At 71.5% G+C, this 25,915-nt stretch carries 20 protein-coding genes; 3 read left to right on the top strand and 17 right to left on the bottom strand.

Annotated features, from left to right (window positions below; genetic code table 11):
- The first annotated feature begins 121 nt into the window (after positions 1-121).
- Positions 122-814, top strand: coding sequence for a response regulator (locus QA802_RS31255; protein ID WP_334529619.1), 693 nt, complete (start codon positions 122-124; stop codon positions 812-814).
- 104 nt (positions 815-918) lie between these two features.
- Here the strand turns inward: QA802_RS31255 and QA802_RS31250 are convergent, their stop codons facing one another.
- From QA802_RS31250 to QA802_RS31225, 6 genes are all read right to left on the bottom strand, one after another.
- Complete coding sequence (locus tag QA802_RS31250; RefSeq protein ID WP_334529616.1) at positions 919-2,511, bottom strand: monocarboxylic acid transporter; 1,593 nt, start codon at positions 2,509-2,511, stop codon at positions 919-921.
- Positions 2,508-3,077: a DUF485 domain-containing protein gene (locus QA802_RS31245; protein WP_443042199.1), complete on the bottom strand. Its 570-nt coding sequence runs from the start codon at positions 3,075-3,077 to the stop codon at positions 2,508-2,510. Before QA802_RS31245 ends, QA802_RS31250 begins: the two co-directional genes overlap by 4 nt.
- Positions 3,078-3,148: 71 nt before the next feature.
- Complete coding sequence (locus QA802_RS31240; RefSeq protein ID WP_334529610.1) at positions 3,149-3,838, bottom strand: response regulator transcription factor; 690 nt, start codon at positions 3,836-3,838, stop codon at positions 3,149-3,151.
- The gene (locus QA802_RS31235) at positions 3,835-4,986 is read right to left on the bottom strand and encodes a sensor histidine kinase (RefSeq protein ID WP_334529607.1); all 1,152 of its coding nucleotides are present in this window, start codon (positions 4,984-4,986) and stop codon (positions 3,835-3,837) included. Before QA802_RS31235 ends, QA802_RS31240 begins: the two co-directional genes overlap by 4 nt.
- On the bottom strand, positions 4,983-5,510 hold the full coding sequence (locus QA802_RS31230) for a DUF1453 domain-containing protein (protein WP_334529604.1): 528 nt from the start codon (positions 5,508-5,510) through the stop codon (positions 4,983-4,985). Before QA802_RS31230 ends, QA802_RS31235 begins: the two co-directional genes overlap by 4 nt.
- A gap of 277 nt (positions 5,511-5,787) precedes the next feature.
- A complete protein-coding gene (locus QA802_RS31225) occupies positions 5,788-7,908 on the bottom strand; it encodes a DNA gyrase/topoisomerase IV subunit B (RefSeq protein WP_334529601.1) in 2,121 nt (706 codons plus the stop codon).
- Between the two features lie 445 nt (positions 7,909-8,353).
- Here QA802_RS31225 and QA802_RS31220 point away from each other — a divergent pair, with 445 nt between their 5' ends.
- Positions 8,354-8,584 carry a DUF7455 domain-containing protein gene (locus QA802_RS31220; protein ID WP_319170108.1) on the top strand — a complete coding sequence of 77 codons (231 nt, stop codon included), beginning with the start codon at positions 8,354-8,356 and terminating at the stop codon, positions 8,582-8,584.
- Positions 8,585-8,723: 139 nt separating this feature from the next.
- Here QA802_RS31220 and QA802_RS31215 read toward each other — a convergent pair whose 3' ends face one another.
- From QA802_RS31215 to QA802_RS31180, 8 genes are all read right to left on the bottom strand, one after another.
- Entirely contained in the window at positions 8,724-9,581 is an 858-nt protein-coding gene (locus tag QA802_RS31215) for a S1 family peptidase (RefSeq protein ID WP_334529597.1), read from the bottom strand.
- Between the two features lie 133 nt (positions 9,582-9,714).
- A complete protein-coding gene (locus QA802_RS31210) occupies positions 9,715-11,265 on the bottom strand; it encodes an RNA polymerase sigma factor (RefSeq protein WP_334529594.1) in 1,551 nt (516 codons plus the stop codon).
- Positions 11,266-11,701: 436 nt separating this feature from the next.
- Positions 11,702-12,589 (bottom strand): FadR/GntR family transcriptional regulator, encoded by an 888-nt coding sequence (locus QA802_RS31205; protein ID WP_319170111.1) that lies wholly within the window; start codon positions 12,587-12,589, stop codon positions 11,702-11,704.
- A 162-nt stretch (positions 12,590-12,751) separates the two neighbouring features.
- Complete coding sequence (locus QA802_RS31200; RefSeq protein ID WP_334529590.1) at positions 12,752-14,806, bottom strand: ATP-binding cassette domain-containing protein; 2,055 nt, start codon at positions 14,804-14,806, stop codon at positions 12,752-12,754.
- Between the two features lie 83 nt (positions 14,807-14,889).
- On the bottom strand, positions 14,890-15,666 hold the full coding sequence (locus tag QA802_RS31195; RefSeq protein ID WP_334529587.1) for an NUDIX hydrolase: 777 nt from the start codon (positions 15,664-15,666) through the stop codon (positions 14,890-14,892).
- A 95-nt stretch (positions 15,667-15,761) separates the two neighbouring features.
- Complete coding sequence (locus QA802_RS31190; protein WP_334529584.1) at positions 15,762-17,681, bottom strand: glycogen debranching N-terminal domain-containing protein; 1,920 nt, start codon at positions 17,679-17,681, stop codon at positions 15,762-15,764.
- A 603-nt stretch (positions 17,682-18,284) separates the two neighbouring features.
- A complete protein-coding gene (locus tag QA802_RS31185) occupies positions 18,285-19,886 on the bottom strand; it encodes a DUF4192 domain-containing protein (protein WP_334529581.1) in 1,602 nt (533 codons plus the stop codon).
- A gap of 243 nt (positions 19,887-20,129) precedes the next feature.
- On the bottom strand, positions 20,130-22,289 hold the full coding sequence (locus QA802_RS31180) for a RecQ family ATP-dependent DNA helicase (protein ID WP_334529578.1): 2,160 nt from the start codon (positions 22,287-22,289) through the stop codon (positions 20,130-20,132).
- A gap of 326 nt (positions 22,290-22,615) precedes the next feature.
- On the opposite strand from QA802_RS31180, the gene QA802_RS31175 reads away from it, so the two are divergent.
- A complete protein-coding gene (locus QA802_RS31175; protein ID WP_334529575.1) occupies positions 22,616-23,236 on the top strand; it encodes a hypothetical protein in 621 nt (206 codons plus the stop codon).
- 349 nt (positions 23,237-23,585) lie between these two features.
- Here the strand turns inward: QA802_RS31175 and QA802_RS31170 are convergent, their stop codons facing one another.
- From QA802_RS31170 to QA802_RS31160, 3 genes are all read right to left on the bottom strand, one after another.
- Positions 23,586-24,218: a hypothetical protein gene (locus QA802_RS31170; protein WP_334529572.1), complete on the bottom strand. Its 633-nt coding sequence runs from the start codon at positions 24,216-24,218 to the stop codon at positions 23,586-23,588.
- Positions 24,219-24,286: 68 nt separating this feature from the next.
- Positions 24,287-24,988 carry a ribonuclease HII gene (rnhB, locus tag QA802_RS31165; RefSeq protein WP_319170119.1) on the bottom strand — a complete coding sequence of 234 codons (702 nt, stop codon included), beginning with the start codon at positions 24,986-24,988 and terminating at the stop codon, positions 24,287-24,289.
- Positions 24,989-25,092: 104 nt separating this feature from the next.
- Positions 25,093-25,716, bottom strand: a complete 624-nt coding sequence (locus QA802_RS31160; protein WP_334529569.1) for a TetR/AcrR family transcriptional regulator — start codon at positions 25,714-25,716, stop codon at positions 25,093-25,095.
- Positions 25,717-25,915: the final 199 nt, after the last annotated feature.

Genomic DNA, 25,915 nt, shown 5'->3' with positions numbered 1-25,915 from the left:
CTTCTGGGCGCATGCGCTTCTTTTGCTTGCAAGGGCCTGTTGTGCTCGTTTAGCTCGCGCTAGAACAACGAAGCCGAAACACGGGCACATCGCCCGCCTGGCCTTGACGGAGAGAGGCCCGATGATTGACGTCCTGGTGGTGGACGACGACTTCCGTGTCGCCGAGATCAACGCCAAATACGTGGGGAAGGTTCCCGGCTTCCGGGTCGCCGCCCGCGCGCACAGTGCCGCCCAGGCGCTCGCCTCGGTGCAGCGCCAAGGCATCGACCTGGTCCTGCTCGACCACTACCTTCCCGACGGGACCGGACTGGAACTCGTCCACCGCATGAGGGAGCAGGGCCACGGCACGGACGTCATCATGATCACAGCGGCCGGTGACGTGACGACGGTGCAGACCGCGATGCGGCTGGGCGCCCTGCACTACCTGGTGAAGCCGTTCACCTTCGCGGCTCTGCGCACCCGCCTCGACTCCTACGCCGCCCTGCGCCGCACGGTGGACCGGGTGGGCGGCCACGGCGTCGCCGGTCAGGAACAGGTGGACCGGATCTTCAGCGCTCTGCGCACCACGCCGGCCCCGCCGTCCCCCGGCCTGCCCAGCGGGCACTCGGAACCCACCACCGACCTGATCTGCACGGTGCTGCACCGCGCCGACCACCCGCTGTCGGCCCACGAGGTCGCCGCCGAGACCGGTCTGAGCCGCTCCACCGCCCAGCGCTACCTGCGCCACCTCGAGCAGGCCGGCCGACTGCATCTCTCCCTCAAGTACGGCGACACGGGCCGCCCCGAGCACCGGTACGCGTGGGTGACCCCTTAGCCGCGCCCGGCCCTCGCGCTGGGGCTGCAACTGTGGCTGCGGCTGCGGTGCGGCACGACCGCGCACGGCACAGCTTCGACCGCACCCGCACCCCGGGCCCGTCCCTACGCCGCGCCGGCCCCGGTCAGCGACCGCACCTCGGCCTCCGCGTGCTTGGCCTCGTCGGCGACCTCGGCCGAGGTGACCGTGCCCAGCCAGCCCGCCAGGAAGCCCAGCGGAATCGAGACCAGGCCGGGGTTCTCCAGCGGGAAGTACTGGAAGTCCATCGCAGGGAAGAGCGACCCCGGACTGCCCGACACCACCGGCGACAACACCACGAGCGCCAGGGCCGGAATCAGCCCGCCGTACACCGCGCACACGGCGCCCCGCGTGGTGAAGCCCCGCCAGAACAGTGAGTACAGAAGGACCGGCAGGTTCGCGGAGGCCGCGACGGCGAACGCGAGTCCGACCAGGAAGGCGACGTTGAGGTCACGCGCCAGCAGGCCGAGGGCGATCGCGACCACTCCGACTCCGACGGCGGCGACCCGCGCCACCGCCACCTCACTGCGGGGCCGGGAGCGCCGGCGCCGCAGAGAGGCGTAGAGGTCGTGCGCCACCGACGCCGAGGAGGCCAGCGTGATCCCGGCGACGACCGCGAGGATCGTGGCGAAGGCGACGGCCGCCACCACCGCGAACAGAACGGTGCCGCCCGTGGAGTCGGGACCGCCGCCCAGATCGAGGGCCAGAAGGGGCACCGCCGTGTTCCCGGAGGCGTTCGAGCCGCGGACCGCCTCCGGGCCGACGATCGCCGCCGCGCCGAAGCCCAGCACGATCGTCATCAGATAGAAGCCTCCGATGAGCCCGATCGACCAGACGACGGACCGCCGGGCGGCCTGCGCGGTGGGCACGGTGTAGAAGCGGGACAGGATGTGCGGCAGCCCGGCCGTGCCCAGCGCCAGCGCGAGACCGAGGCTCATGAAGTCGAAGCGCGCGGTCCAGTCCCCGCCGTACTTCAGCCCGGGCGCCAGAAACGCGTCGCCGTGCCCGCTGCGCTCGGCGGCCGTACGCAGCAGTTGGTCGAAATCGCCGTGGAAACGCACGAGGACGAGCACGGTGAGCGTGACGGTGCCGCCCAGCAGCAGAACCGCCTTGACGATCTGGATCCACGTCGTGGCCCGCATCCCTCCCAGCGACACATAGACGACCATGAGCGCACCGACGCCGATGACGGCCCAGGACCGGGCCTCCTCCCCCGTGTTCCCGAGCAGCAGCGCGACCAGACTGCCCGCGCCCACCATCTGCGCCACCAGATAGAGAACGGAGACGGTGACCGAGGAGGTTCCCGCCGCGATCCGCACCGGCCGCTCCCTCATCCGTGCGGCGACCACGTCGGCCAGGGTGAACTGCCCGCAGTTGCGCACCAGTTCGGCCACCAGGAACAGCACCACCAGCCAGGCGACCAGGAAACCCACCGAGTACAGCAGGCCGTCGTATCCGAAGAGCGCAATCAATCCGGAGATGCCGAGGAAGGAGGCGGCGGACATGTAGTCGCCGGCGATGGCAAAACCATTCTCCATCGGGGAGAACAGCCTGCCCCCGGCGTAGAACTCCTCCGCCGAACCCTGCCGGTTGCGGCTCACCCAGGTGGTGATCCCCAGCGTCACCGCGACGAAGACGCTGAACAGCGTCAACGCGAGCGCCTGATGGTCGCCGGTCACCACGCACCGCCGCGGGCTTCGCGCGTCAGTTCCTGGGTGTCCCAGCGCAGTTCGAGCGCCACGCGGTCGCGGCGCAGCCGTGCGTGCCGGGCGTAGGCCCAGGTGAGCAGAAACGTGCTGAGGAACTGTCCGAGCCCGGCGAGCAGCCCCAGGTTCACCGCGCCCACCACCGGCCGCGCCATGAACGCGGGCGCGGTCGTGGCCGTCACGACATACGCCACGTACCAGACGAGGAACCCGACGACGGCGGGCACCACGAACCGCCGATACCGGCTGCGCACCTCCTGGAAGGCCGGGCTGCGCTGCACTTCGAGGTAGATCTCGGCCGTCGCCGCGGCGCCGCTCGCGCGCGCCGCCGGAATCTCGGTCGGGGGCAGGTGCCCCGCGGCCGACTCGCCCCAGCCCGAGGCGAGCGCGTCATACCACGGATCGTCGTAGTGCACCTCACCCGTCGTTCCCGGGTTCGTCCGCTCCTGACGTGGGTGTGTCCTGCGCGCATGCGGCGTGGCGCCGCCGGTCTCGGGATCGTCCCCGCCGGTGCGGACACAACCGTTGCTTGACTGCATGCCCAAGGATGGACAGAACGGGAAGATCCCTGACTCTTCTTCCCCGCACACTTCACTCCATCAGGTGACCATCAGGCCGATCCCGCGGCGGGCGGCGGCACCAGTCCTTTCCGGTACGCGTAACTCACTGCCTGAGCACGGTCCTTGAGTCCCGTCTTGGAGAACATGTTGTTGATGTGGGTCTTCACCGTGGCGATGGAGACGCTCAGCCTGCGCGCGATCTCCGAATTGCTGAGGCCTTCGGCGATCAGCACCAGAACCTCCGCCTCCCGTGTGGTGAGCCCGTCGGGCATGACGGCGGGCCGCGCAGGTGCGGGTTCGGGCGCCGACAGGCGTTCCAGCAGCCTGCGCTGGACACTCGGCGACAGGCCGGCGTCCCCGGACAGCACGCTGTGCACCGCCCGCACGATCTCGTCCCCGCCGGCGTCCTTCGTGAGGTATCCCCGGGCTCCGGCCTTGAGCGCCGGGAACAGGGACTCGTCGTCCGCGTACGTGGTGAGTACCACGACCTGGGTGCCGGGGTACTCCGCCGTGATGCGCCGAGTCGCCTCCACACCGTCGCAGCGAGGCATGCGCAGGTCCATCAGCACCACGTCGGGAGCGAGTTCGGCGACGAGCCGCACCGCCTCCTCGCCGTCCCCCGCGGCCCCCACGACCTCGACGCCCGGCAGCAGCCCGAGCAGCATCACGATGCCTTCTCTGACAACGGTCTGGTCGTCCGCGACCACCACCCTGGCGGGCCTCTCCCGATCCCCGGTCATACGGGCACCCTCAGCGTCACCACGAACCCTTCCTCGGCCGGCCCTGCGGCGAGCGAGCCGCCGAGCAACTCGGCGCGCTCACGCATACCCAGCAGACCGTACCCGCCGCCGGCCCCGGCGAGTTCGCCCGGCGAGCCGCCCGAGTCCCGCACGTTCAGGATGACTTCGCGGGGGCCGTACTCGAGCCGCACGCTCACCTTCGCGCCCGGCGCGTGCTTGCGCGCGTTCGTCAGGGCTTCCTGGGCAACCCTGCGCACGGCCTGCGAGGCCTCGACCGGAAGCGGTACGCGTTCGCCGGCGACCGTGACCTCGGCTCCGTCGGACGCGCCGACGAGGCCGGTGAGGAACTCCTCCAGCGGCGTCACCTCACCGCGCAGCGCGGAGAGCGACTGCCTCGTCTCCTCGAGACCGTCACGGGCCATGCCACGTGCTGCCACCACGCGTTCGAGGATCTGTTCGCGGTCCGCGCCCCGCTCGATCAGCAGCCGGGCGGCCTCCAGGTGTACCAACTGTGCCGAGAGACTGTGGGCGAGCACGTCGTGGATCTCCCGGGCGATGCGGGCGCGCTCCGCCAGCGCCGCGGATTCCGCCTCGGCCGCGCGCGCCGCCCGTTCCTGGGCGAGCAGGCGCTGTGCGGTGCCTCTGGCCTCGGCGTCGAGCCGCAGCGCGTAGCCCGCGAGGGCCATGCCCCCGATGACGGAGGCCGAGACCGCCCCTCGGTCGTCGTCGACCACGGCGAAAGCGGCGAAACCGGCCGCCGCCACGGGCAGGGCGACGGACAGCGGCAGTCGCTCCAGAGCCGCGACGGCACAACCGCAGCACAGGACCACAGCCGGGGAGCGGAATCCGGCGGCCTCGGCCCCGCCGGCCAGTCCCAGCAGCGTGAGGAAAAGAGCGAGGGAGGGCCACAGCCGGTGCTCGAGCGTGGTCCGGAGCAGGGCCCACGCCAGCCCGCCGGCCACCAGCAGCCCTCCCGCTCCGGCCACCCCCGCCCACCCGTGGAGGCGGCTGTCGTGGAGGGCGCTCCACACCAGCGCGACGAGTGCCAGCAGCCGCACTCCCCAGGCCAGCAGCCGCCTGGACCGGGTGATCGCCTTCGGGCTCAGCGCCTCTCGTGAGGGCCAGCGGGTCCAGAAGTTCTCCGTCACACGCGCTCCTTCCACGCGGCCAGGGACACGCGGTCACCGTAAGCCGTGGCCTGTGCGGGGAGGGTCCCGTGCAGGGACTGCGCACGCAGGACCAGAAGCCCGGAGCGCACCAGCAGGGTGCCCGCGAGTCCCAGCATCAGGGTCGAACTGTGCTGGTGGACGCCCATCAGCGCGCCGAGTCCGAAGAGGCCGAGCCGAGTTGCGATGCCGGCGAACCAGACGGCTACGCCGGCCTTGGTGCCTTTGCTCCACACCGAGCCGTCCGCCTCGACCCATACGCGGGTGGTCCAGGCCCAGGCGGCCCCCATGACCAGGGCGACGATCAGTTCGGAGCCGAGCATCAGGGCGGACGTGGCGGGGTGGCGCGCGTCCAGCAGGCCGGGCTCGCGCAGCGCCGTGACCGCCAGGATCCCGGGCAGGACCCACCATCGCCGGTCCGCCGCTATACGGCTCGCCCGGAACTGCCGCACGATCACGAGAACGACCACGGCCGCGATCACCAGTGCGTCGAGGAACCCGGACATCACTGCCTCCGTGAGCGGGAAGGGAATGCCGGCAGCCAGCGCTGCCGACGCCTTCGACGCTACGGAATCGACCCGCGCCGCAGATCGGAGCCAGGGTGGATCATGGGTGGATCTCCACGGGCCGGGCTTCTCCACCCGAGGGTGGAGAAGCCCGGGTCAGCCCGGCGGTCCAGTTACTCGGACCCACTGCACCACTCCCGGCCCGAGCCCAACCCGGCCCGTCCGCCCAACCCGGCCGAGCCCGCCCGGGCGGAAGGGCCACGGACCGACGCGGCGGTCACGCGTCGATGCGCGACCGGTCCAGCGTCGCCGCCGAGCTGGAGATGAACTCCTTGCGTGGTGCCACGTCGTTGCCCATGAGCAGATCGAACACCTGCTCGGCCGACTCCAGGTCGGAGAGGTTGATGCGGCGCAGCGTGCGGTGGCGCGGGTCCATCGTGGTCTCGGCCAGCTGGTCGGCGTCCATCTCACCGAGACCCTTGTAGCGCTGGATGGAGTCCTTGTACCGGACACCCTTGCTCTGGAACTCCATGAGCCGGTCGCGCAACTCACGGTCCGAGTACGTGTACACGTACTTGTCCTGGCCCTTCCTGGGCTGGACGAGCTCGATCCGGTGCAGCGGCGGGACCGCGGCGAACACCCGGCCGGACTCGACCATGGGCCGCATGTAGCGGTGGAACAGCGTCAGAAGCAGCGTGCGGATGTGGGAGCCGTCCACATCGGCGTCCGTCATCATGATGATCTTGCCGTAGCGAGCCGCGTCGATGTCGAACGTCCGCCCGGAACCGGCTCCTATGACCTGGATGATCGCGCCGCACTCGGCGTTCTTCAGCATGTCGGTCACGGACGACTTCTGGACGTTGAGGATCTTGCCCCGGATCGGCAGCAGCGCCTGGAACTCGGAGTTCCGGGCGAGTTTGGCGGTGCCGAGCGCCGAGTCCCCCTCGACGATGAACAGTTCGCTGCGCTCGACGTCGTCACTGCGGCAGTCGGCCAGCTTCGCGGGCAGTGACGAGGACTCCAGCGCCGTCTTGCGACGCTGCGCGTCCTTGTGCTGCCGGGCCGCGATGCGCGTCCGTGCGGCGGCGACCGCCTTCTCCATCACGACCCGGGCCTGAGCCGCGGCGTCGCGCTTGGTGGAGGTCAGGAACGCCTTGAGTTCCCTGGAGATCACGGTGTTCACGATGCGCCGGGCGGCCGAGGTGCCGAGGACCTCCTTCGTCTGGCCTTCGAACTGGGGTTCGGCCAGACGTACGGTGACAACGGCGGTCAGGCCCTCCAGGGCGTCGTCCTTGACGATGTCGTCCTCGGCGACGCGCAGCAGCTTCTTGGCGCGCAGCACTTCGTTCATCGTCTTGGCGACGGCCTGTTCGAAGCCCGCGACGTGCGTGCCGCCCTTGGGTGTGGCGATGATGTTGACGAACGACCTGAGGTTCGTGTCGTAGCCGGTGCCCCAGCGCAGCGCCACGTCGACGCCGAGCTCACGGGTCACCTCGGTCGGGGTCATCTGCCCGTGCTCGTCCAGGACCGGGACGGTCTCCTTGAAGGTGCCCTGCCCGGTGAAGCGGAGGACGTCGCAGACCGGCTTGTCGGTGGCCAGGTACTCGCAGAACTCGCTGATGCCGCCGTCGAAGCGGAAGGACTCCTCACCCTTGCTTCCACCGTCTCCCAGACCGTACTCGTCGCGGACGACGATCGTCAGGCCGGGCACCAGGAAAGCGGTCTGGCGGGCGCGGCCGTGCAGGTTCTCCAGGGAGAGCTTGGCGTCCTTGAGGAAGATCTGGCGGTCGGCCCAGTACCGCACGCGCGTGCCGGTGCGGTTCCTGGCGACCCGCTTGACCTTGCGCAAGCCGCCCGGCTCGAACTTGGCGTCGGGACCGCCTGCGGCGAAGGCGCCCGGGACCCCGCGCCGGAAGCTGATCGCGTGCGTGTGGCCCCCTCGGTCCACCTCGACGTCGAGTCGGGCGGACAGGGCGTTGACGACGGAGGCGCCGACGCCGTGCAGACCGCCGGAGGCGGCGTAGGAACCGCCGCCGAACTTGCCGCCGGCGTGCAGCTTGGTCATGACGACCTCGACGCCGGACAGACCTGTCTTGGGCTCGACGTCGACGGGGATGCCCCGGCCGTTGTCACGGACCTCGACCGAGGCGTCGTCGTGGAGGATCACCTCGATGTGGTCGCAGTACCCGCCCAGGGCTTCGTCGACCGAGTTGTCGATGATCTCCCACAGGCAGTGCATCAGACCGCGACTGTCGGTCGAGCCGATGTACATTCCCGGGCGCTTCCGCACGGCCTCGAGGCCCTCGAGGACGAGCAGGTGCCGCGCGGTGTAGTTGGAACCGTCCCGGTCTGCTCCTGCCAGCAGCGCTGTGGACGGCACGGACGTTTCGGCGGTCACGCGGTTCGCTCCTCGCTGAATTTCACTTGGGGCCCTTACGGGTAAGGGCGCGGCTCGGGTAGCCGCCAAGAGGGTACCGAGGCCTGGTAGAGCCGTTGTCACGCCACCCTCGTCCGAAACTCAGACTAGTCCAGCATCGCATGCGTGTTCGATCCCTCGTTGGAGTGAAGTACATATCACGTTCCCTTCGGGGCATGAACCATTTAGGCTCCGGGCACGTCCTCATGAACAAACCGGCAAGCCGGCCGGGAGGATCGAACCATGACCGACAGCGCGAAACCGTAAGCATTACAGACCACGCAATACGGCACATTCGCCGCCAAACCGGCAGCAGACGGCCACCTCGGAAAGATTTTTTCGAGGACAAGCCACGAGCGGGAACGTTTTGGGGCTGGTTGGATGTTGACCCTGGTACGACAGCTCGTCGAGCTAGAGAAGAGGCGACGTGACTACTGTTCTGACCCCCGCGAGCCCGCTGACGGCCGCTGACCGCTGCGACCGCTGCGGCGCCCAGGCGTACGTACGCGTCGTGCTGCTCAGCGGCGGAGAACTGCTCTTCTGCGCCCACCACGGCCGCAAGTTCGAGCCGGAACTCAAGAAGATCGCCGCTGAGATACAGGACGAGACGGAGCGGCTGACTACCGTCCCGGCGTCCACCTTGGAAGAAGAGCGCTGATCCGACACGTCCACGACGAGCAAGAGTCGGCACAGGCCGGCGGACGGGCGGCCGTCCCTGACATCAGGGGCGGCCGCCCGCTTCATACCCACACCCCGCCACCCGGCCCCCACCCAGGGCAATGGCCGTTCAGGGGCCGTCAGGAGCCCTGAGCGGGCCTCGGGTGGCCGACATCCCACCCCAGCGTCCGCAGGGCGTCGGAGATCCGCATGTAGACGCCGGGGCTGCCGGGCCGCCCACAGCCGCTGCCCCACGACACGAGCCCGATGAGCCGGCCCTGTGCGACCAGCGGCCCGCCGCTGTCCCCCTGGCAGGCATCGTGGCCCCCACGGGTCTCCCCGGCGCACACCATGCTTCGCGCGACGTACGCGCCCTCGGCCGAACCCGGATACGCTCGCTCGCAGAGCGAGTCGGCCAGCACGTGCACCTGTGCCGCCCGGAGCGTGTGCGCGTACGCGCCGAACCCCGTGGTGTCGCCCCAGCCGTACACCACGGCCTCCCCGCCGGGCCGGTACGCCGCGTCACCCGCGGCGGCCATGCCGATGGCCGCTCCCGCCGGGAGGGGCGCGGCCAGGGTGAGCACGGCGAAGTCCCCGGTGTTGCTGACGCTGTCGTAGCGGGGGTTCACCCAGACGCTGTGCACCGAGACCTCCTGCCCGGCATCCGAGTACAGATCCGTACGGCCGGCGACGACCTTGAGGTCCGAGACCCGCTCCGGCCGCTGACCCAGGGCCTCCTCGCCCATGCAGTGTGCCGCGGTGAGCACGGTCGTCGGGCCGACCGCCACGCCTCCGCAGAACTGCCCCGAGCGCATACCTCCGAACCGGTCACGGCTGGACAGCGCGACCGTCCACGGGCTCTGCGCGATGTCGACCGGGTAGCCCCCGAGGACGACGCCGTCGGAGGCGGCAGGGGTGGCGGAGGCCAACGGTATGACCATGGCCATGGCGGCCAGAATCAACGGCCGGGACAGGGCCCGGACCAGGGGACGTCGCATGAGGGCTCCTCACTCTGCAGTGCTCGGTGAACACCCACAGTGATCCAACCCGCGGCGGGACGCACCCGCGCGCACATGTCGAAGACCCGGCTCCCTCACGGGACACCGGGCCTTCGACGCGTACGGAAGCGACCTAGTCGAGGTAGTCGCGCAGCACCTGCGAACGCGACGGGTGACGCAGCTTCGACATGGTCTTGGATTCGATCTGACGGATCCGCTCACGCGTGACGCCGTACACCTTGCCGATCTCGTCGAGGGTCTTCGGCTGACCGTCGGTGAGACCGAACCGCATGGAGACGACGCCCGCCTCACGCTCGGACAGGGTGTCGAGAACCGAGTGCAGCTGCTCCTGCAGAAGCGTGAAGCTGACCGCGTCCGCCGGCACGACGGCCTCGGAGTCCTCGATGAGGTCACCGAACTCGCTGTCACCGTCCTCGCCCAGCGGGGTGTGCAGCGAGATGGGCTCACGGCCGTACTTCTGGACCTCGATGACCTTCTCGGGGGTCATGTCGAGTTCCTTGGCCAGCTCCTCCGGCGTGGGCTCGCGGCCCAGGTCCTGGAGCATCTGACGTTGCACGCGCGCGAGCTTGTTGATGACCTCGACCATGTGCACCGGGATGCGGATGGTGCGGGCCTGGTCGGCCATCGCGCGGGTGATCGCCTGACGGATCCACCAGGTGGCGTACGTGGAGAACTTGTAGCCCTTGGTGTAGTCGAACTTCTCGACCGCGCGGATGAGACCGAGGTTGCCCTCCTGGATGAGGTCCAGGAAGAGCATGCCGCGGCCGGTGTAACGCTTGGCCAGGGAGACCACCAGACGGAGGTTGGCCTCCAGGAGGTGGTTCTTCGCGCGGCGGCCGTCCTCCGCGATGATCTCCAGCTCGCGCTTCAGCTTCGGTGCGAGCTTGTCGGCGTTTGCCAGCTTGTCCTCGGCGAACAGACCGGCCTCGATGCGCTTGGCGAGCTCGACCTCCTGCTCGGCGTTGAGCAGCGGGACCTTGCCGATCTGCTTGAGGTAGTCCTTGACCGGGTCGGCGGTGGCGCCCGCGGCGGCAACCTGCTGGGCCGGCGCGTCGTCCTCGTCGTCGTCGGAGAGAACGAAACCGGCGCTCTCGGTGCCCTCGGGCTCGTCGCCCGCCTTGGGGGCGTCCTCGATGGCCTCTTCCTCGACCGGCTCGGCGTCGTCCTTCTTGCCGGCGGTCTTCTTGGCCGCCGTCTTCTTGGCCGCGACGGTCTTCTTCGCAACAGCCTTCTTGGCCGTCGTGGTCTTCTTGGCAGCCGCCTTCTTGGCGGGGGCGGCTTCTTCTTCTGCGGGGTCGTCCACAGCAGGTGCGGCCTGGGTGGCCGGGGCGGCGTCAGCGGCGGTCTTCCGCGTGGTCACCGTCTTCGCCGCGACCGTCTTGGTGGCGGTGCGCTTGGCCGGACTCTTCGCTGCGACGCTCTTTCGGGTGCGCTTGGGCTCCGCGGCACTGACCATCAGCGTCACACCCTCTTCCTCGAGGATCTGGTTGAGGCTGCGCAGTACGTTCTTCCACTGAGTGGCCGGAATCTGGTCAGCTTCGAAGGCCCGACGCACATCGTCGCCGGCGATCTGCCCCTCAGCCTTTCCCCGCTCAATGAGCGCCATGACAGAGACGGACTCGGCGATCTCCGGCGGGAGCGTACGGGATGTGCTGGCCGACACGAACAACCTCTCGGAACGTTGGAAAACGGCTTCCGGCCCCGTCCACGACGGACTGGAGCCGACCACCGGCCTGGAAACGGGCCGACGGTGCGGGCGGGGGCCGGGAGGATGCACAGCGCCGTGAACGGCGTCCGTATTCCCTCTGCGGCTGTCACCTCTTAGGTCATCGCGTGGTTTCCACAAGCGTTACGCCCAATCTTCGTGGCCCGAGTCACACCCCGTAAGCGTTCAAAAACGGTCAGACACGGGCAGAGGTGGTCACCCGTGGTGTCTACCCACACCTCCGCCACCAAATCCCGCCACACAGACCGTCGGACCCCGCAGTTCCCGGGACGGGTGCTGCGGGGTCCGACGGGGGTGCGGTGCGGGCCTACCGGGTCGGGGAAGGTGCGGGAAGGGGAAGGCCTCCCGGACCGTCGCGCCCGCGGACTGCGGGTCAGTGCTCGCGCGGCGCCGGCACGACGCGCTCCACCTCGGGGTGCACGGTGAGCAGCTGGCGCATGGCCACCTCGGCCGCGGTTCCGTCGCCCGCGGCCAGGGCGTCTACGATCCTGCCGTGGTGTGCCAGCGAGGCGTCGTTGGGCCGCTCACAGCCCGTGACCGGACCGCCGGAGACCTGCAGGGCGGAGGACACGATCCCGGAAAGGTGCTCCAGCATGCGGTTACCGGCGACCTGGATGAGCAGGGAATGGAACTCGGTGTCGGCTCGGGAATAGGTGAGCGCGTCGCCCTGCGTCATCGCGTGGGCCATGATCTCCACCATGTCCGACAGCCGCTGCTGGACGTCCTCCCGTCCGTGCCCGGCGGCGAGGCGGGCGGCCAGCGGCTCGATCGTCCAGCGCAGCTCACTCAGCTCGCGCCGCTGGTCGTCGCGCTGGGGGCCGTAGGCGCGCCACTCGATGATGTCCGGGTCGAGAAGATTCCAGTCGCTCACGGGGCGCACGCGCGTGCCGACGTTCGGACGTGCGCTGACCAGGCCCTTGGCCTCGAGGACGCGCAGCGACTCGCGGACGACGGTACGGGACACCTCGAATCGCTGGCCGATCTCCTCGGGCACGAGGGGCCGGTCGGCGCCCAGGTCGCCCGAGACGATCATCTGACCCAGCTGCTGGACGAGCTGGCCGTGCAGTCCGCGCCCGCGGTTCCCCGTGGAGCGGCGGCCCACGCGGCCCAGCTCGGGCTCCGCGGCCTCCCAGACAGGGGCTCCGACGCGGTCGGCGACGGGGGCCTCGGCGTAGGGATAGCGGTCGAGTTCGCCCGGGCCGGCCAGACCGGAGTCGGTGGAGCGGGCGGCGGTCATCATGGTGTGCGCAAGGGTACTCACGGATCCTTTGTCGGCGCTGTTTCCAACTCCCTTGAGGTCTTTGGTGAAAAGCACACGAAAGGGTGATCGCTCACCCCGTCGCAATTGACGCCTTATCGGAAAGAAATGGGCTTTCTACGGGGAGTTGCGCACACGCCGGGACCGGTTGGGTACGGACGGTCGTCATCGGACCCTGCCGCGCAGGGCCGTGAGCAGATACGCGCACAGCAGCGCGGTCAGCGACAACGCCATTGCCCCGCCGACGGGTTGGCCGAGCACGCGCGCCGCGGCGTCCACATACCGCCCCCCTCCGAAGGGCCACTGCACCAGAAGCGTCTCGCGCAACCGCATCGAGAATCCGGCCGCCGTCCGCACGGACGCACTCTGCACGGCCTTCTGTACGACGGGCACGACGACGACGGGCACCGCGACCACCGCCGCCAGCCCGGCCGTGGTGGACCGGAACACGCCGGCAGCCAGCACCCCGGCCCAGGCGCAGCCGACCACGAACGCGAGCCAACTCACGCCGAGCGCCATCCAGTCCGCGGGAACTCGGACGAGCTCCTGTCCGTAGACGAGGTAGAGCACCTCGGCGTCGCAGCCCACCGTGAGGAAGGCCAGCGTCAGGGCGGTGACGGCGGCGACGAGCAGTTTGGCGGTGAGCACCCCGAGTCTTCGCGGCACGGTGCCTCGGTCCGCGGCCAGGGCGGGATGGCGGAACTCGTCCCCGAAGGCCAGCGCGCCGAGCAGGCCTGCACCGAGGGCCGCGGGCGGCAGCGGGAGCTGTACGGGCCAGGCGGTCAGCAGGCGTGCCTGAGCGGTGTGGCCCGCGCCGCCCAGCATCACGGCGGTGAGGGCGGAGACGAGCAGGACGGCGGCGGCGGTGAGGAAGCCGGTGCTGATACCGGTGGCGCGGCGGATCTCGTAGCGGAGGGGGCGCAGGGGGCTCGGCGCGGAGCGCACGGAGAGGGGTGGCGGCAGCGCGGGAAGGCCGTCGGGGGTGTGGGCGGCGAGACGGGGCGAGGAGGGCGGCGAGGGCGACGCAGGGGGCTCGGCGTGGGATTCGGGACGGGGGTCGTCCGTTCCCACGGGACGATCCGTGGGGGCGGGGTGCTCCGGCGACGTGAGGACGTGCGGGCTCGCGGCCGAGGGGGCCTGTTCCGTCGCGGGTCCGGATTCCGTCGGCGTCCCGCCCGTACCCACGGCCACGCTCGCCGCGGTCATGCTCCCCGCAGCCGTGTTCTCCCCGGCCTTGTTCTCCCCCGCCGCGCTCTCCGCAGCCTCTTGCCCCGTAGCCCTGTCCCCCGCAGCTCTGTTCCCTGCAGCTCTGTTCCCCGCAGCCTTGTTCTCCGCCCCCGCCCCCGGCCCCATGTCGCCTGTCTCGTCGGCGAGTTGATGGACGAGGATGCCGTGCCGGAAGGCCGTCTCGCCGACGTCGGCGCAGCTGCTGCCGTACACGGAGAGCCGGTTGCCGCCCTCCTGCACGACCTCGACGGAGCGTTGCGCGGCGCGGGCCTCCCTGGTGAGCTGCGCGGCGAGGCGGACCGCGTGGGGGCTGCGGACGGCCACCCGTTGGCGCAACCGGGTGCGGGCGAAGACGGCGGCCTCCTGGTCGGCGACGAGCCTGCCCCGGTCCAGGGTGAGGACCCGGTCGGCGACGCGGGCGGCCTCCTTCGGGTCGGCCATGGTCGTCAGCACCGTGCCCCCCTGCTCCGCGTGCGCGCGCAGCATGCCGTACAGCCAACGGCTCTCGCGTCCGGACAGTCCATCGGCCGGATCGTCGAGGGCGAGGGTGTGCGGGTCGGCGAGCAGTGCGCCGGCCAGTCCGAGCCGACGGTCCATGCCACGGGAGAGGCCGCCGAGGCGTTCGTCTCGGAGGCTGACCAGGCCGACCACCTCGAGCACTTCGTCGGCCCGCCGGACCGCGACGCCGGCGGCCGCGCACAGCATGCGCAGGTGGCCGCGGACCGTGCGGGCGGGGTGTCCCGGCACATCGCCGAGGAGGACGCCGACCTCGCGCGAGGGGTGGGCGACGCGATGCAGCGGGCGGCCTCTGAAGTAGGCGACGCCGCGGCCCTGCTGAAGTCCGAGCAGAAGTCTCAGCACGGTGGTCTTGCCGCTGCCCGGCGCTCCGAGCAGCACGGTGACGCGGCCCGCGTGCGCCTCGAAGGAGACGTCGTCGACGGCGGGCGGAAGCGCCTTACGGGAATCGCTGGTCAGTCCGTAGGCCTGGATCACCTTCAGGAAGATAGCGCGTTATATCCCTTTTTTCCGTGTACCGCACTGTCAGTCGTGCATCAGCGCTCCCCCGGCGCCGGCTCTCACACCTCCGGGCGCAGCATCGGCGGGTTGAGCAACGTCGCGCCGCCGGCCCTGAACAGCTGCGCGGGGCGGCCCCCCTGCCGGGTGGTGGTGCCGCCGGTGGGGACCAGGAAGCCTGGTGTGCCCGTCACCTTGCGGTGGAAGTTGCGCGGGTCGAGCGCCACGCCCCACACCGCCTCGTAGACACGGCGCAGTTCGCCGACCGTGAACTCCGTGGGGCAGAACGCGGTCGCGAGGGAGGAGTACTCGATCTTGGAGCGGGCGCGTTCCACTCCGTCGGCGAGGATCCGCGCGTGGTCGAAGGCCAGCGGTGCGCCCGGTTCGCCGTCCTTCCCGTGCCCGCCCTCCCTCCCGTGCTCGTTTTGCTGGAGCAGTTCCTCGACGGGCGCCCACCGCGCGTTGCTGGCGTCGCCTCCCGCTCGCGGAGCCGGCAGGTCGGGGGCGAGCGCCAGGTGCGCGACGCTCACCACGCGCATACGGGGATCGCGGTCGGGATCGCCGTACGTGGCCAGCTGCTCGAGGTGGGCGCCGTTGTCCTGGGCCGGGACCGAGGGGTCATGGGTGTGCAGCCCTGTCTCCTCCGCCAGCTCGCGCGCCGCCGCCTGGGTGAGGTCCTCGTCGGCCCGTACGAATCCGCCGGGTAGCGCCCACCATCCCTGGAACGGCGCCTCGCCCCTGCGTACCGCCAGCGCGCACAGGGCATGGCGGCGCACGGTCAGCACGACCAGATCCACGGTGACGGCGAAGGGCGGAAAGGCTGACGGGTCGTAGGACATACGGCGATCATAGTCGTCTTCCTGACGATAAACACGCCCTTCGTCGGCCTCGTCAATGCCCGGCCCGCGACCCGAAAGCGGTCGGAACACAGAGGTCACACGCCCAGTTGAAGGCATTCGGCCGCTTCCTCCACCATGGCGAGTCCGAGGCGGCTGACCCGTACGGAGAAGGGGGCTTCCGCGACCCGCAGCCCCGTGAGACCGACTTCTCCCAGGGGTGCGCTGGGCAACGGGCGCAGGGCGACGGTGCCGGCCGGCGCGTCGGGGCGGATGCCGACGAGGGCGGTCAGCAGCAGGACGCCCGCCGCCGCGGCGGTCGCGGCGGGCCGGCATGCGGCTGGATGGGAAAGTGGTGCGCTGCCGTCCCCGCGCTGCTCCCCGGCGTACATTTCCGGGAGGCGGTGGCCGAAGGCCTCGGACGCGGCCAGAACACCCCTGAGCAGCGCGGTGCTCTCCTTCTCGTAGCCCGCGGCCGCCATGCCCGCGACAGCGATCGCGGTCTCATGGATGCGCACGGCGCCGCTACGGTGGCCGAAGGGGTTGTAGCCGGTTTCCTTGGCGCCGAGGCTGCGAAGCCCCCAGCCGGAATCCATGACGGGACCGCCGAGCAGCCGGGCGAGCTGCTCGGTCTGCACCTTGTCCAACAGCCCCGGGGCGTGGGCGCCGCCGCCCAGCAGTCCGGTGTCGAGGAGATGGGCCGCGGTCGCGCAGAGGTGGGGCAGCGTCCGCCCGTCCGAAGTGCGCGCGGCGGCGGGCCTGCCCCCTCCGGGGTCGTCGATCCAGAAGTCCCTGCGGAACACGGCACGCGAGGTCCGGGCCCATTCCCGCAGGGTGCCGCCGCCCGGTCTCGCGCAGGCGTCGAGCAGATCGGCCCCGAGCAGGGCCGCGCGGTGTGCGTGGGCCTGGGTCTCGCAGCGCACGGGTCCGTCGGGTTGGGGATCGCTCAGGTAGGGCTGGTCTCCTACCGCGCCGCGCAGCCAGGTCAGGCAGCGCTCGGCCGCCGGCAGGAGTTCCTCCGTCTCGTGATCGGGCAGTCCCCAGCGGCGGGCCTCGGCGAGGAGCACCGGGAAGAGCAGCGTGGCCTCCGTTCCCGTGCAGCCCGGCGGGAGGTGCGGTCCGGCGTCCCGCCGGGGGCCGGGGATCATGCCGGAGCGGGGGCCCGGCCCGCTGATCTGGGTGCGGGCCAGGGTGCGCAGTGTCCCCGCGGCGAGGCGCGTGCCGAGCGGCAGTGTCATACGGGCGGCGGCCAGCGCGTCGGCCGGGGCGAGGCCGCAGCGCCAGGGCGCTCCGGCGGCCAGATGGGTGTCCGCGGGGTGCGCGGGGTCGCGCACCAGCAACGCCCGCAGATCCCTGACGCTCGTCGCCAGCAGGGCCCGGACGCGCGGATCGTCGCCGGTGGCGCTCGCCTGCGCCAGGGGGCCGGTCGCCGCACGGCCCACGGCCCGGACCGGTCCGGTGCCGTCCAGACGCACGCGCAGCTCGACGCAGACGCTGCCGCCAGGTGGAACGTCGAACTCCCAGCGCAACAGACCTGCGGCGGCGATCGCGTCGGCGGGCGGCGGATGCGCGGTGACGTACGAGGTTCCTGTGGCGCCGGACCAGCGCAGGCCCGAGTCGTGGACGCTGGCGGATAGTTCGGGACCGGCGGCGCCGGCCGCGATCGCGCCCAGGTCGGCCAGGTCGGCGCCGAGAGCCACCTCCACCGGCAGGCGCAGTGGCCGGGCGGCGGCACTGCGCAGGGTGATCCGTTCGACGCCGTCCGCCGAACGGGTCCGTTCGACGATCACGTCGGGGTCCGGGCCGCCGTGCGGCGTGACGCGCAGGGCGGCGACGAAGCGGGCACAGTCGGCGGATGTCATCCGGGCCTGGACGACGAGTGGTTCGCGCCCCGCCACCCGCAGCTGGCAGCGGGACAGAATCCGTCGGCCCGCGCGGTAGATCCCGTCCAGTCCGCGCCCCGTCAGCTGTCCCTGGTCGGAGGAGACGGCGAGGCCCGGCAGGGCGACGCAGATCATCGCCGTGTGGGCCGGAGGCAGTCCGGCGGCGCGCGGCGGGGACGGCGGACCGGACGGCGACGCGGTGCCCCTGAACGCCGGCGTGGACGCACGCCGCGGCGCACCCGCCGACGGGAAGCGGGGTGTGCCGCGGACGCCCTGACCCGACGCCGGGCCCTGCCCGCCTGTCGGCTCCGCACGCGGCGAGGGACCCGGGGCACGAGGAGTGGACGACGGCTGCCGGACAGACCCAGTCGGCGGTCCCGGCAGACCCGGGGAGACGGGCGGGACCGAGGAGCCGGGTGGAGCGGGTGGAGAAGGCGACGTAGGACCCGGCGCAGGGCCCGGGCTGTCCAGGCGGGAGCGCTCGTCGGCGTCGGAGGGCGGAGTCGACTGATGCATGGGTGACCTCTTCTGCACTCTGTGCGCCTCGGGCATGGTCGAGGCCTGCTGGAAGGCTCCGGGAGGGCGGGTGCGCGCGGCGGTCCACCCGTGCGGGCGTTCCGCCACTCAGGTGAACGGGGCTGCACTCCCCCAGGTCACGCACCGGGTCGCAGACCCCACCGAATGGCGGTGGACAGGCCAGGCACTCCGGCGCACGCGCCCGGCGCTCCCGCTCCGGCGTCACGACCTGCCCGGGGCGGCGTCTCCCTCGGATCGTGCGCCTTCGGGGCGGGTGCCACGACGCCGCGCGGAGGCCTTGCCGGCCGGGCGTGGGCGGGACGTGGCCCGTCCGCCCGCAGCGGGACGCGTGGGCTGCGGCTTCTGCAGGCGGGAGCGGGAGGCGCGCACCGTAGAAGCACTGCTCGTCGGTTCGGGTCGTGCGAGCGAGTTTTCAGGCTCCTCGCCAGATTTCGGCGTCTCTCCCGATGCCTGCGGCTCCTCTCCCGGTTTCGGCTCCTCTCCCGTTTCCGGTGACCGCACCGGTGCCGGCGTTCGCGCCGATTCCCGTCCGGGCTCCCCCTCCTGCCTCGGCTCCTCCTCTGTCCCGAGCACCGTGGGGCGCGTTCGTCCCGTGCGTTCGGCTCGGAGGCAGCGGCGTACCGACTCGGGGTCGAGCCCTTCGTTGCAGGCCTGGTGCAGGAGGCGGGCGAAGAGATATCCGGGGTCGGCGCCCAGAGCCATCGCCAGGGCCTCCCTCGCCTCGAGCTCGTCGCCGCTGGACCATGCCACCCAGCCGGCCAGGGTGAGGGGCGCCGCCGCGTGTTCGCCGTACGGTCCGACACAGCGGCGGGCCAGCGCCCGCCACAGACGCAGCGCCGGGGCGGCCTCGTCGCCCTCCATCCACTCCGCCGCCCGGTCGCGCGTCACCCGGTCCTGCAGTCCGAGGATCAGGGCCGCGGCTTCGTCCGGGGCGAGCAGTTCGTCGTCCCGGACGTCGGCCGCCGGGGAGCCCGGCACGACCGGTGCGTCGGCGAGGCGGCTCATGACAAGTCGAGCCAGTCCGATCGTCTCGTCGGCCACCGACGGGCGGCTCGACCCGTCGAGGATCCGCGGGACGAGCTCCAGGCCCGCGGTGTCCAGGGCGACTTCCTGCTCCAGCGCGGCCGCGGACTCCAAGGGCTGCAGCCGAGCGCGCAGTTCACGCAAGGTGCCTCGGACCTGGATGCCCGCGTAGGTCGCGGCCGCGGCCATGACGGAGGTCCCGGGGAGGCCCATCGGGACTCCCTCGACCGGGCAGCAGGCCTTGCCCGCGCAGCAGTACGACCAGAAGCGGCCGTCGGCGATGCAGAGTGCCTCGATCACCGGGACGTCGAGGCGCCCGCACGCCACCCGCAGTTGCTGGGCCAGTGGCTGCAGCCGTTCCATGGTCTGACGGCCCGTCTCGCCTTTCGTAGGTTCCTGGCAGAGATAGGCGACCATCTGCGCGGGACGCGCGCCCCGGCGTTCACCACCTGTCACGAGCCCTCGCGCCAACTGCTCGGCGACGGCCTGCCAGTCGTCGGGGTTCGAGGGGATGCCGAGCCGGGCCCGGCCGCCGAACCGACCTCGCCCGCCCTCGTCCTGCAGGGCGACCAGGACGATGCTGTCCTCCGGACGGTAGCCGAGCAGGTAGGGCAGTGCGTCAGCCAGTTCGGCCGGGGTGCGCAGGGTGACCTGGTGGACGGCGCCGTCCCACCCTTCCTGACCTCCCTCGTGCCGGTCGGGGGCGTCCGGACCGGGCTCTACCCAGCCCGTAATGTCGCTGTTTTCGGGGGTTCCCGGGGCTTCGCTGTGGTTCGTCATGCCCCGACGATCTCGCGGATCGCAAAGTTCCGCTTGGCCTGTGGATAACTCAGGTCGGAGACATGTCAGCCGAAGTGCGGAGCCGACGCCGTAGCGTCGAGCGCGGTGACGATCGCCTCCTCCTCATAGGCGCAGTGGCCCTCGGGCAGTTCACTCAACGTTCCGCCCGACGCTCGAACGGCTCTTCCCGACAGGGAAATCGGAGCCTCTCCGCGCCTTACGCGGCAGCACCGCCGGGGGAGTTCAGCCGGCCGTGGCGAGCACCAGCGGGAGGACCTCGCCCCCGCCCGCACGGCGCAGCAGCCGCGCCGCGACGGCGAGAGTCCAGCCGGAGTCGGTGAAGTCGTCCACGAGCAGTACGGGGCCCTGAGGCCCTGCCAGGGCCTCGGCCAGCTCCTCCGAGACGGCGAACGCGCCGGACAACGCCCGGACCCGCTGGGCGGAGTTGCTGCGACGCGCCGCGTGCGCACCGCCCGGACCCGTGTAGGTCAGCGCGCCGAGGAAGGGCAGCCGGCCGACGGCCGCGATGCCCTCGGCGAGGGAGCCGACCAGCCGCGGGCGGGACAGGGACGGCACGGCGACGACTCCCACCGGCCGGGCAGCGGCGTCCGGGCCGTTCGTGGCCCAGCCCTCGGGAGAGCGCGCCCAGTCGGCGAGCACCGCCACCGCCGCCTTCAGAACGTCGTCCGGAACCGTCTGGTCAGGGGCGTTCTCGGCCAGCAGCGGGCGCAGCCGGTTGCCCCAGCCGATGTCCGACAGGCGGCCCAGAGCCCGTCCCGCGGCGCACTGCTCCTTGGCGGGGATACGGCCCTTCAACTCGACGCCCAGCGCGGGCAGCCCGGTCGGCCACATCCGGCGCGGCTCGACCTCCACTCCCGGGCGGTCGAGCTCCCTCGTCGCGCCGGTCAGCGTCTCCGCCGAGACCGTCGGGTCGGCCCAGGGCCCCGCACAGTTGTCGCACCGGCCGCAAGGTTCGGCGCCTTCGTCGTCCAGCTGACGGCGCAGGAACTCCATCCGGCACCCCGACGTGCTCACGTAGTCGCGCATGGCCTGCTGCTCCGCGGCCCGCTGCCGTGCCACCCACGCATAGCGTTCGGCGTCGTACACCCATGCGGCGCCCGTGGCCGTCCAGCCGCCCTTGACGCGCTTGACCGCGCCGTCGACGTCGAGCACCTTCAGCATGGTCTCCAGTCGGCTGCGCCGGAGATCCACCGCCGTCTCCAGAGCCGGCACGGACAGTGGCCGTCCGGCCTCGCCGAGAGCCGCGAGGGTCTGCCTGACCTGCGGCTCGGGCGGGAACGCGGTGTCGGCGAAGTAGCGCCAGATGGCCTCGTCCTCCTTGCCCGGCAACAGCAGCACGTCGGCGTGGGCCACGCCGCGGCCCGCGCGCCCCACCTGCTGGTAGTAGGCGATCGGCGAGGACGGCGACCCGAGATGGATCACGAAGCCCAGGTCCGGCTTGTCGAACCCCATGCCCAGCGCGGACGTCGCCACCAGTGCCTTCACCCGGTTCTCCTGCAGGTCGGCCTCGGCCTGCAACCGGTCGGCGTTCTCCGTACGGCCCGTGTAGGACGCGACCTCGAAGCCGCGCTGCCGCAGGAAGGCGGTGGCCTCCTCGGCGGCGGCGACAGTGAGCGCGTAGACGATTCCCGAGCCCGGCAGCTCGTCCAGGTGCTCGGCGAGCCAGGCCAGGCGGTGCGCCGCGTCCGGCAGCCGGACCACGCCCAGCCGCAGGCTCTCCCGGTCCAGCGGACCGCGGAGCACCAGGGCCTCGCCGCCGCCGGTGCCCAACTGCTCGGCCACATCGGCTGTCACCCGGGCGTTGGCGGTCGCGGTGGTGGCCAGCACCGGCACGCCGGGGGCGAGTTCGGCGAGCATGGCCCGCAACCGGCGGTAGTCGGGCCGGAAATCGTGTCCCCAGTCGGAGATGCAGTGCGCCTCGTCGACCACCAGGAGTCCGGTCGTGGACGCGAGCTTGGGCAGCACCTGGTCACGGAAGTCGACGGAGTTGAGGCGTTCGGGGCTGACCAGGAGGACGTCGGTCTCGCCGCGCTCGACCTCGTCGTAGACGGTGTCCCACTCCTCCGGGTTGGCCGAGTTGATGGTGCGGGCCCGGATCCCGGCGCGCGCCGCCGCCTCCACCTGATTGCGCATCAGCGCCAGCAGCGGCGAGACGATCACCGTCGGGCCGGAGCCGCGTCGGCGCAGCAGAGCGGTGGCGACGAAGTACACCGCGGACTTGCCCCATCCGGTGCGCTGCACCACCAGGGCCCGCCGGCGCTCCCGCACCAGGGCCGCCACCGCCTGCCACTGGTCCTCCCGCAGCCGTGCCGCGCCCCCGGGGGCGCCCACGAGCTCGGCGAGGATGGCGTCGGCCTCGGTGCGCAGATCCAGATCGTCCATGTCTCCATGCAACCCGATGGCACTGACAATCAGCTACTTCACGCAGCGTGACGACGGTCTCGCGATGGGTCCGCCGGGTCCGGCGAGCCGGACTGCAACGGTGCGCTCAGGCGTCCTGCCGTGAATCACCGGGTAGGGATATAAGTCACTCGCCGCCATATAACGGTCGGCAGCCCCAATTGCTCGTTGCCGCATCCAAGTTCGACAGGAAGAATTGAGGTCCGCTCCCCGCACGGCTCGCCCGTAGTCCGGTAGGGCTCTGCTGCGGCGTGCGCTCCCCCTCATCCGCCCCGCCCGCAGTGTGGGCCGTAGCCGAAGGGAGGATCGTGACCTTCGGATTCGCTCCGTCCTCGGCGGCATCGTTGTCGACGAACACGTCCGCCACTTCCGCCAACCGTTTGCTCGAGCCTGCCGAATGGGCTTCGGCCGGCATCCCGCTGCTGCGCAGTCCGCGGGAGGTCGTCAGCGGGCTGCACTCACGGCACCGGCCGGGGCCGGCCACCGCGATCGTGGCCGTACTCGACCCGGACGAGAGGGTGCGGGCGAGCGCCTCGTTCACCCGGCGCCAGGCGTCGACCGACGGCTGGATGTACCGCAACGCCCTGCTGGCCCAGCTGCGCCGGGTCGTCCCGCACGACCTGCGGCGCCGCACGCCGGTACGCACCGCCGTGCTGCTCTACTGCCGTGACGGCGACGCCCGCTGGACGGAGGAGGACGGCGCGTGGATGTGGGGCCTGCGGGACGCCTGCACGCTGCACGGACTGCGCTGCGGGGCGTACATCACGCTGACCCGGGACGGCTGGCAGGTTCTCGGCGAGGGTCGTGGCGGCCGCCGTCCCAACGCGGACTCGGTCCCCGAGCCGTTCGCGCTCTCCGAGGCCCCGCCTCCACTGCCGCGGACCGGCGGCTCCGCCTCAGAGGTACTGCGCCGCGCCGCCGCCCGCTGACGCACGAACGGCCGCCCCTTGAGGGCGACCGCTCGCCGGGCAGTCGTGGTGTGCACCCGTCGCGGCTCCGTCGCCCGCAGTAGCCGGACGGCCACTCCCTCGGCGCACGGTCACCCGTCCCCCGCATACCGTGCATGCGTACGAGGGGGCGGTCGGCGCACGGTCACCGGTCATGTGGCGCGGGAGCACCGGTCACTCGGCGCAGGGCGACGGGCTGCCCGCCCCGGGACCATCGGCCGCGGACAGACGTTCGACGCCCGGGGCAGACCACAGAGGCGTCGCAGCACGGCGCCTCTGTGGACCTGGACTCCGGGCGCACCCGGCCTGCCGTGGGTAACGCCGCAGCGGATCAGACGCCCGCGCCCAGCACGGGGTTGATCAGCTGGGGGTCGCCGCAGCAGATCAGCAGGGCGCCGGCCCGGGCGCGGGCCAGCGGCAGAGCCGCGGTCACCGTGTCGGCGCCGCCGTTGACGGCGACCACGACCACCGGACGCACGCCCGCGCGGCCCGCCAGGGCAGCGTCGGCGTAGAACACGTCGTCGCCCGCGTCGTGCTGCGCCCAGTAGGAGGCCTCACCGAAGGAGAGCTCGTGGGCGGCCCAGGGGTGCTGCTCGCCGGTGGTGATCACCAGCACGTCCCCCGGGGCGCGGCCCGACTCCAGGAGGAGGTCCACGGCCTCCTCGGCGGCGTCCAGCGCCCCCTCGGCCGAGGCCTGGAGCAACTGGATCTGGGGAGCCGCCGCAGCGGGCGCGACGGCAGGGGAAGCCGGGGCCGGCGGCCCAGGTTTGACGGCCCCGTCACGCGGCACGCGCTGCGCCGGCGGCGTGGGCCGGAGGGGTCCGGGACGACCCGGACGCGACGGAGCCGCGGGACGGGGGCCGGGTACAGGTCGAGGGGTCGGCGCGGTGCGGCCGCTGGCCGGAGTCGCGCGGGGACCCTGGGCACTCTCGTGAATCTGAGGCTCCTCGGGAATGAGAGGCATGAGCTGTTATTTATCAGACGTGGGTGCGGCCCACGCCGGCGGGTGACACATCGGAACGGCCGAAGTCGTCAGAAGTCGAAGCCGAGCTGGCCTTCGATCTCCGGAGCGCTTCCGATCGCCCAGCTGCGGGCCTTCTTGAGGTGCCGCCACTGGGGCAGCGCATCAAGATACGCCCACGACAACCGGTGGTACGGGGTGGGGCCCCGCTCCTCCAGTGCGGCCTTGTGCACGGGCGACGGATAGCCGGCGTTGTCCGCAAAGCCGAAGTCTGCATGGTCGATGCCCAGTTCGGCCATCATTTTGTCGCGCTGGACCTTGGCGATCACCGAGGCAGCCGCGACCGCCACGCACGACTGGTCGCCCTTGATCACCGTGCGGACCTGCCACGGAGCGCCGAGATAGTCGTGCTTCCCGTCGAGGATCACCGCGTCCGGCCGGACCGGGAGAGCGTCCAGCGCGCGTTGGGCGGCGAGCCGCAGCGCGGCGGTCATCCCCAGATCGTCGATCTCCTCCGGGGAGGCGTGCCCGAGGGCGTACGCCGTCACCCAGTCGAGCAGCACCGCGGAGAGGGCGGTACGCCGCTTGAGGGTGAGCAGCTTGGAGTCGGTGAGGCCGGCGGGCGGTCGGCGTAGTCCGGTGACCGCCGCGCAGACGGTGACGGGTCCGGCCCAGGCACCGCGGCCCACCTCGTCGACACCGGCAATGATCTTCGCTCCGGTCGTGGCGCGAAGGGAGCGCTCGACGGTGTGAGTAGGTGGTTCGTACGGCATGGCGTCCTTAGGTTACGCCGACCGGATCCCGGAGCGACACCCCGGTCGCCCCGGCCCCCGCCGGGCCGCGGCACGGCCCGATTCCGGCGTCGCCGAACCGCCGTTCAGGACGCGTCCGGCCGCAGCAGCGGCAACATGAGCGTGTCGATCATCTCGTCGAGATCACGGTCGCTCCATTCGCACGCGCACACCTTGGAGCGGTACATCATGACGGCCGGGATGACGTCGAAGACATAGCCGTTCGCCGCATCGGCCCGCACCTCTCCCCTCTCGATCCCACGACTGATCACCTCGTGCAGAAGTCCGACGGTGGGTTCCACCACGCCCTCGAGGATCAGGGTCTGGAAGCGCCCCGCCTGGGACGGATCGCATTCGTGAATCACCGAGCGCAAGGCGGAACCCGGGCGGGAGAACATCGCGTCCCGCGCGGTGCGGCACAGGGCCACCAGGTCCGCCCGCACGCTTCCCAGATCCGGAACACGGTCGAAGCTGGGCAGTGCGGCCCGCAGGGCGTCGGCGACGAGATCCTCCTTGGACGGCCAGCGACGGTAGACGGCCGCCTTGCCGGTCTGGGCGCCGGCCGCGACGCCCTCCATCGTGAGGCCGTTCCAGCCGACCGTGCCCAACTGCTCCAGCGCGGCATCGAGAATCGCACGTTCGAGCACGGCGCCGCGCCGGCGGGGGGAGGCCGCCTGAGCGGGGGCGGCCGTCCAGCGCAAAGTATCCATCTGACTGTCTCCAGCGAGCAGTAGGAGCGGGGATCGCGGGTGAAGCGGGGACCGGGGCCGGGTGAGGCCCTGCGTGATCGCGACGGGGGACACGCCCTGGGGCGACGCCGCAAGTGAACGCTTGCGTTCACTACTAGGGACTCACTACCGTTGACGCGCCAGTGAACGCCAGCGTTCACTAACGCTCTTGTGGGGGACC

The organism is Streptomyces sp. B21-105, from assembly GCF_036898465.1.
GTDB lineage: Bacteria > Actinomycetota > Actinomycetes > Streptomycetales > Streptomycetaceae > Streptomyces.
The sequence above is the reverse complement of the archived record's forward strand: the minus strand, read 5'-3'. Positions and strand labels throughout refer to the sequence as shown.

What these genes read in the sequence shown, in the direction of transcription:
- QA802_RS31195 (WP_334529587.1), bottom strand. Translation starts at nt 15,666, where the DNA reads ATGTCCTACGACCCGTCAGCCTTTCCGCCCTTCGCCGTCACCGTGGAT.
- QA802_RS31255 (WP_334529619.1), top strand. Translation starts at nt 122, where the DNA reads ATGATTGACGTCCTGGTGGTGGACGACGACTTCCGTGTCGCCGAGATC.
- QA802_RS31240 (WP_334529610.1), bottom strand. Translation starts at nt 3,838, where the DNA reads ATGACCGGGGATCGGGAGAGGCCCGCCAGGGTGGTGGTCGCGGACGAC.
- QA802_RS31160 (WP_334529569.1), bottom strand. Translation starts at nt 25,716, where the DNA reads ATGGATACTTTGCGCTGGACGGCCGCCCCCGCTCAGGCGGCCTCCCCC.
- QA802_RS31190 (WP_334529584.1), bottom strand. Translation starts at nt 17,681, where the DNA reads ATGATCTGCGTCGCCCTGCCGGGCCTCGCCGTCTCCTCCGACCAGGGA.
- QA802_RS31170 (WP_334529572.1), bottom strand. Translation starts at nt 24,218, where the DNA reads ATGCCTCTCATTCCCGAGGAGCCTCAGATTCACGAGAGTGCCCAGGGT.
- rnhB (WP_319170119.1), bottom strand. Translation starts at nt 24,988, where the DNA reads ATGCCGTACGAACCACCTACTCACACCGTCGAGCGCTCCCTTCGCGCC.
- QA802_RS31180 (WP_334529578.1), bottom strand. Translation starts at nt 22,289, where the DNA reads ATGGACGATCTGGATCTGCGCACCGAGGCCGACGCCATCCTCGCCGAG.
- QA802_RS31245 (WP_443042199.1), bottom strand. Translation starts at nt 3,077, where the DNA reads ATGCAGTCAAGCAACGGTTGTGTCCGCACCGGCGGGGACGATCCCGAG.
- QA802_RS31185 (WP_334529581.1), bottom strand. Translation starts at nt 19,886, where the DNA reads ATGACGAACCACAGCGAAGCCCCGGGAACCCCCGAAAACAGCGACATT.
- QA802_RS31215 (WP_334529597.1), bottom strand. Translation starts at nt 9,581, where the DNA reads ATGCGACGTCCCCTGGTCCGGGCCCTGTCCCGGCCGTTGATTCTGGCC.
- QA802_RS31230 (WP_334529604.1), bottom strand. Translation starts at nt 5,510, where the DNA reads ATGTCCGGGTTCCTCGACGCACTGGTGATCGCGGCCGTGGTCGTTCTC.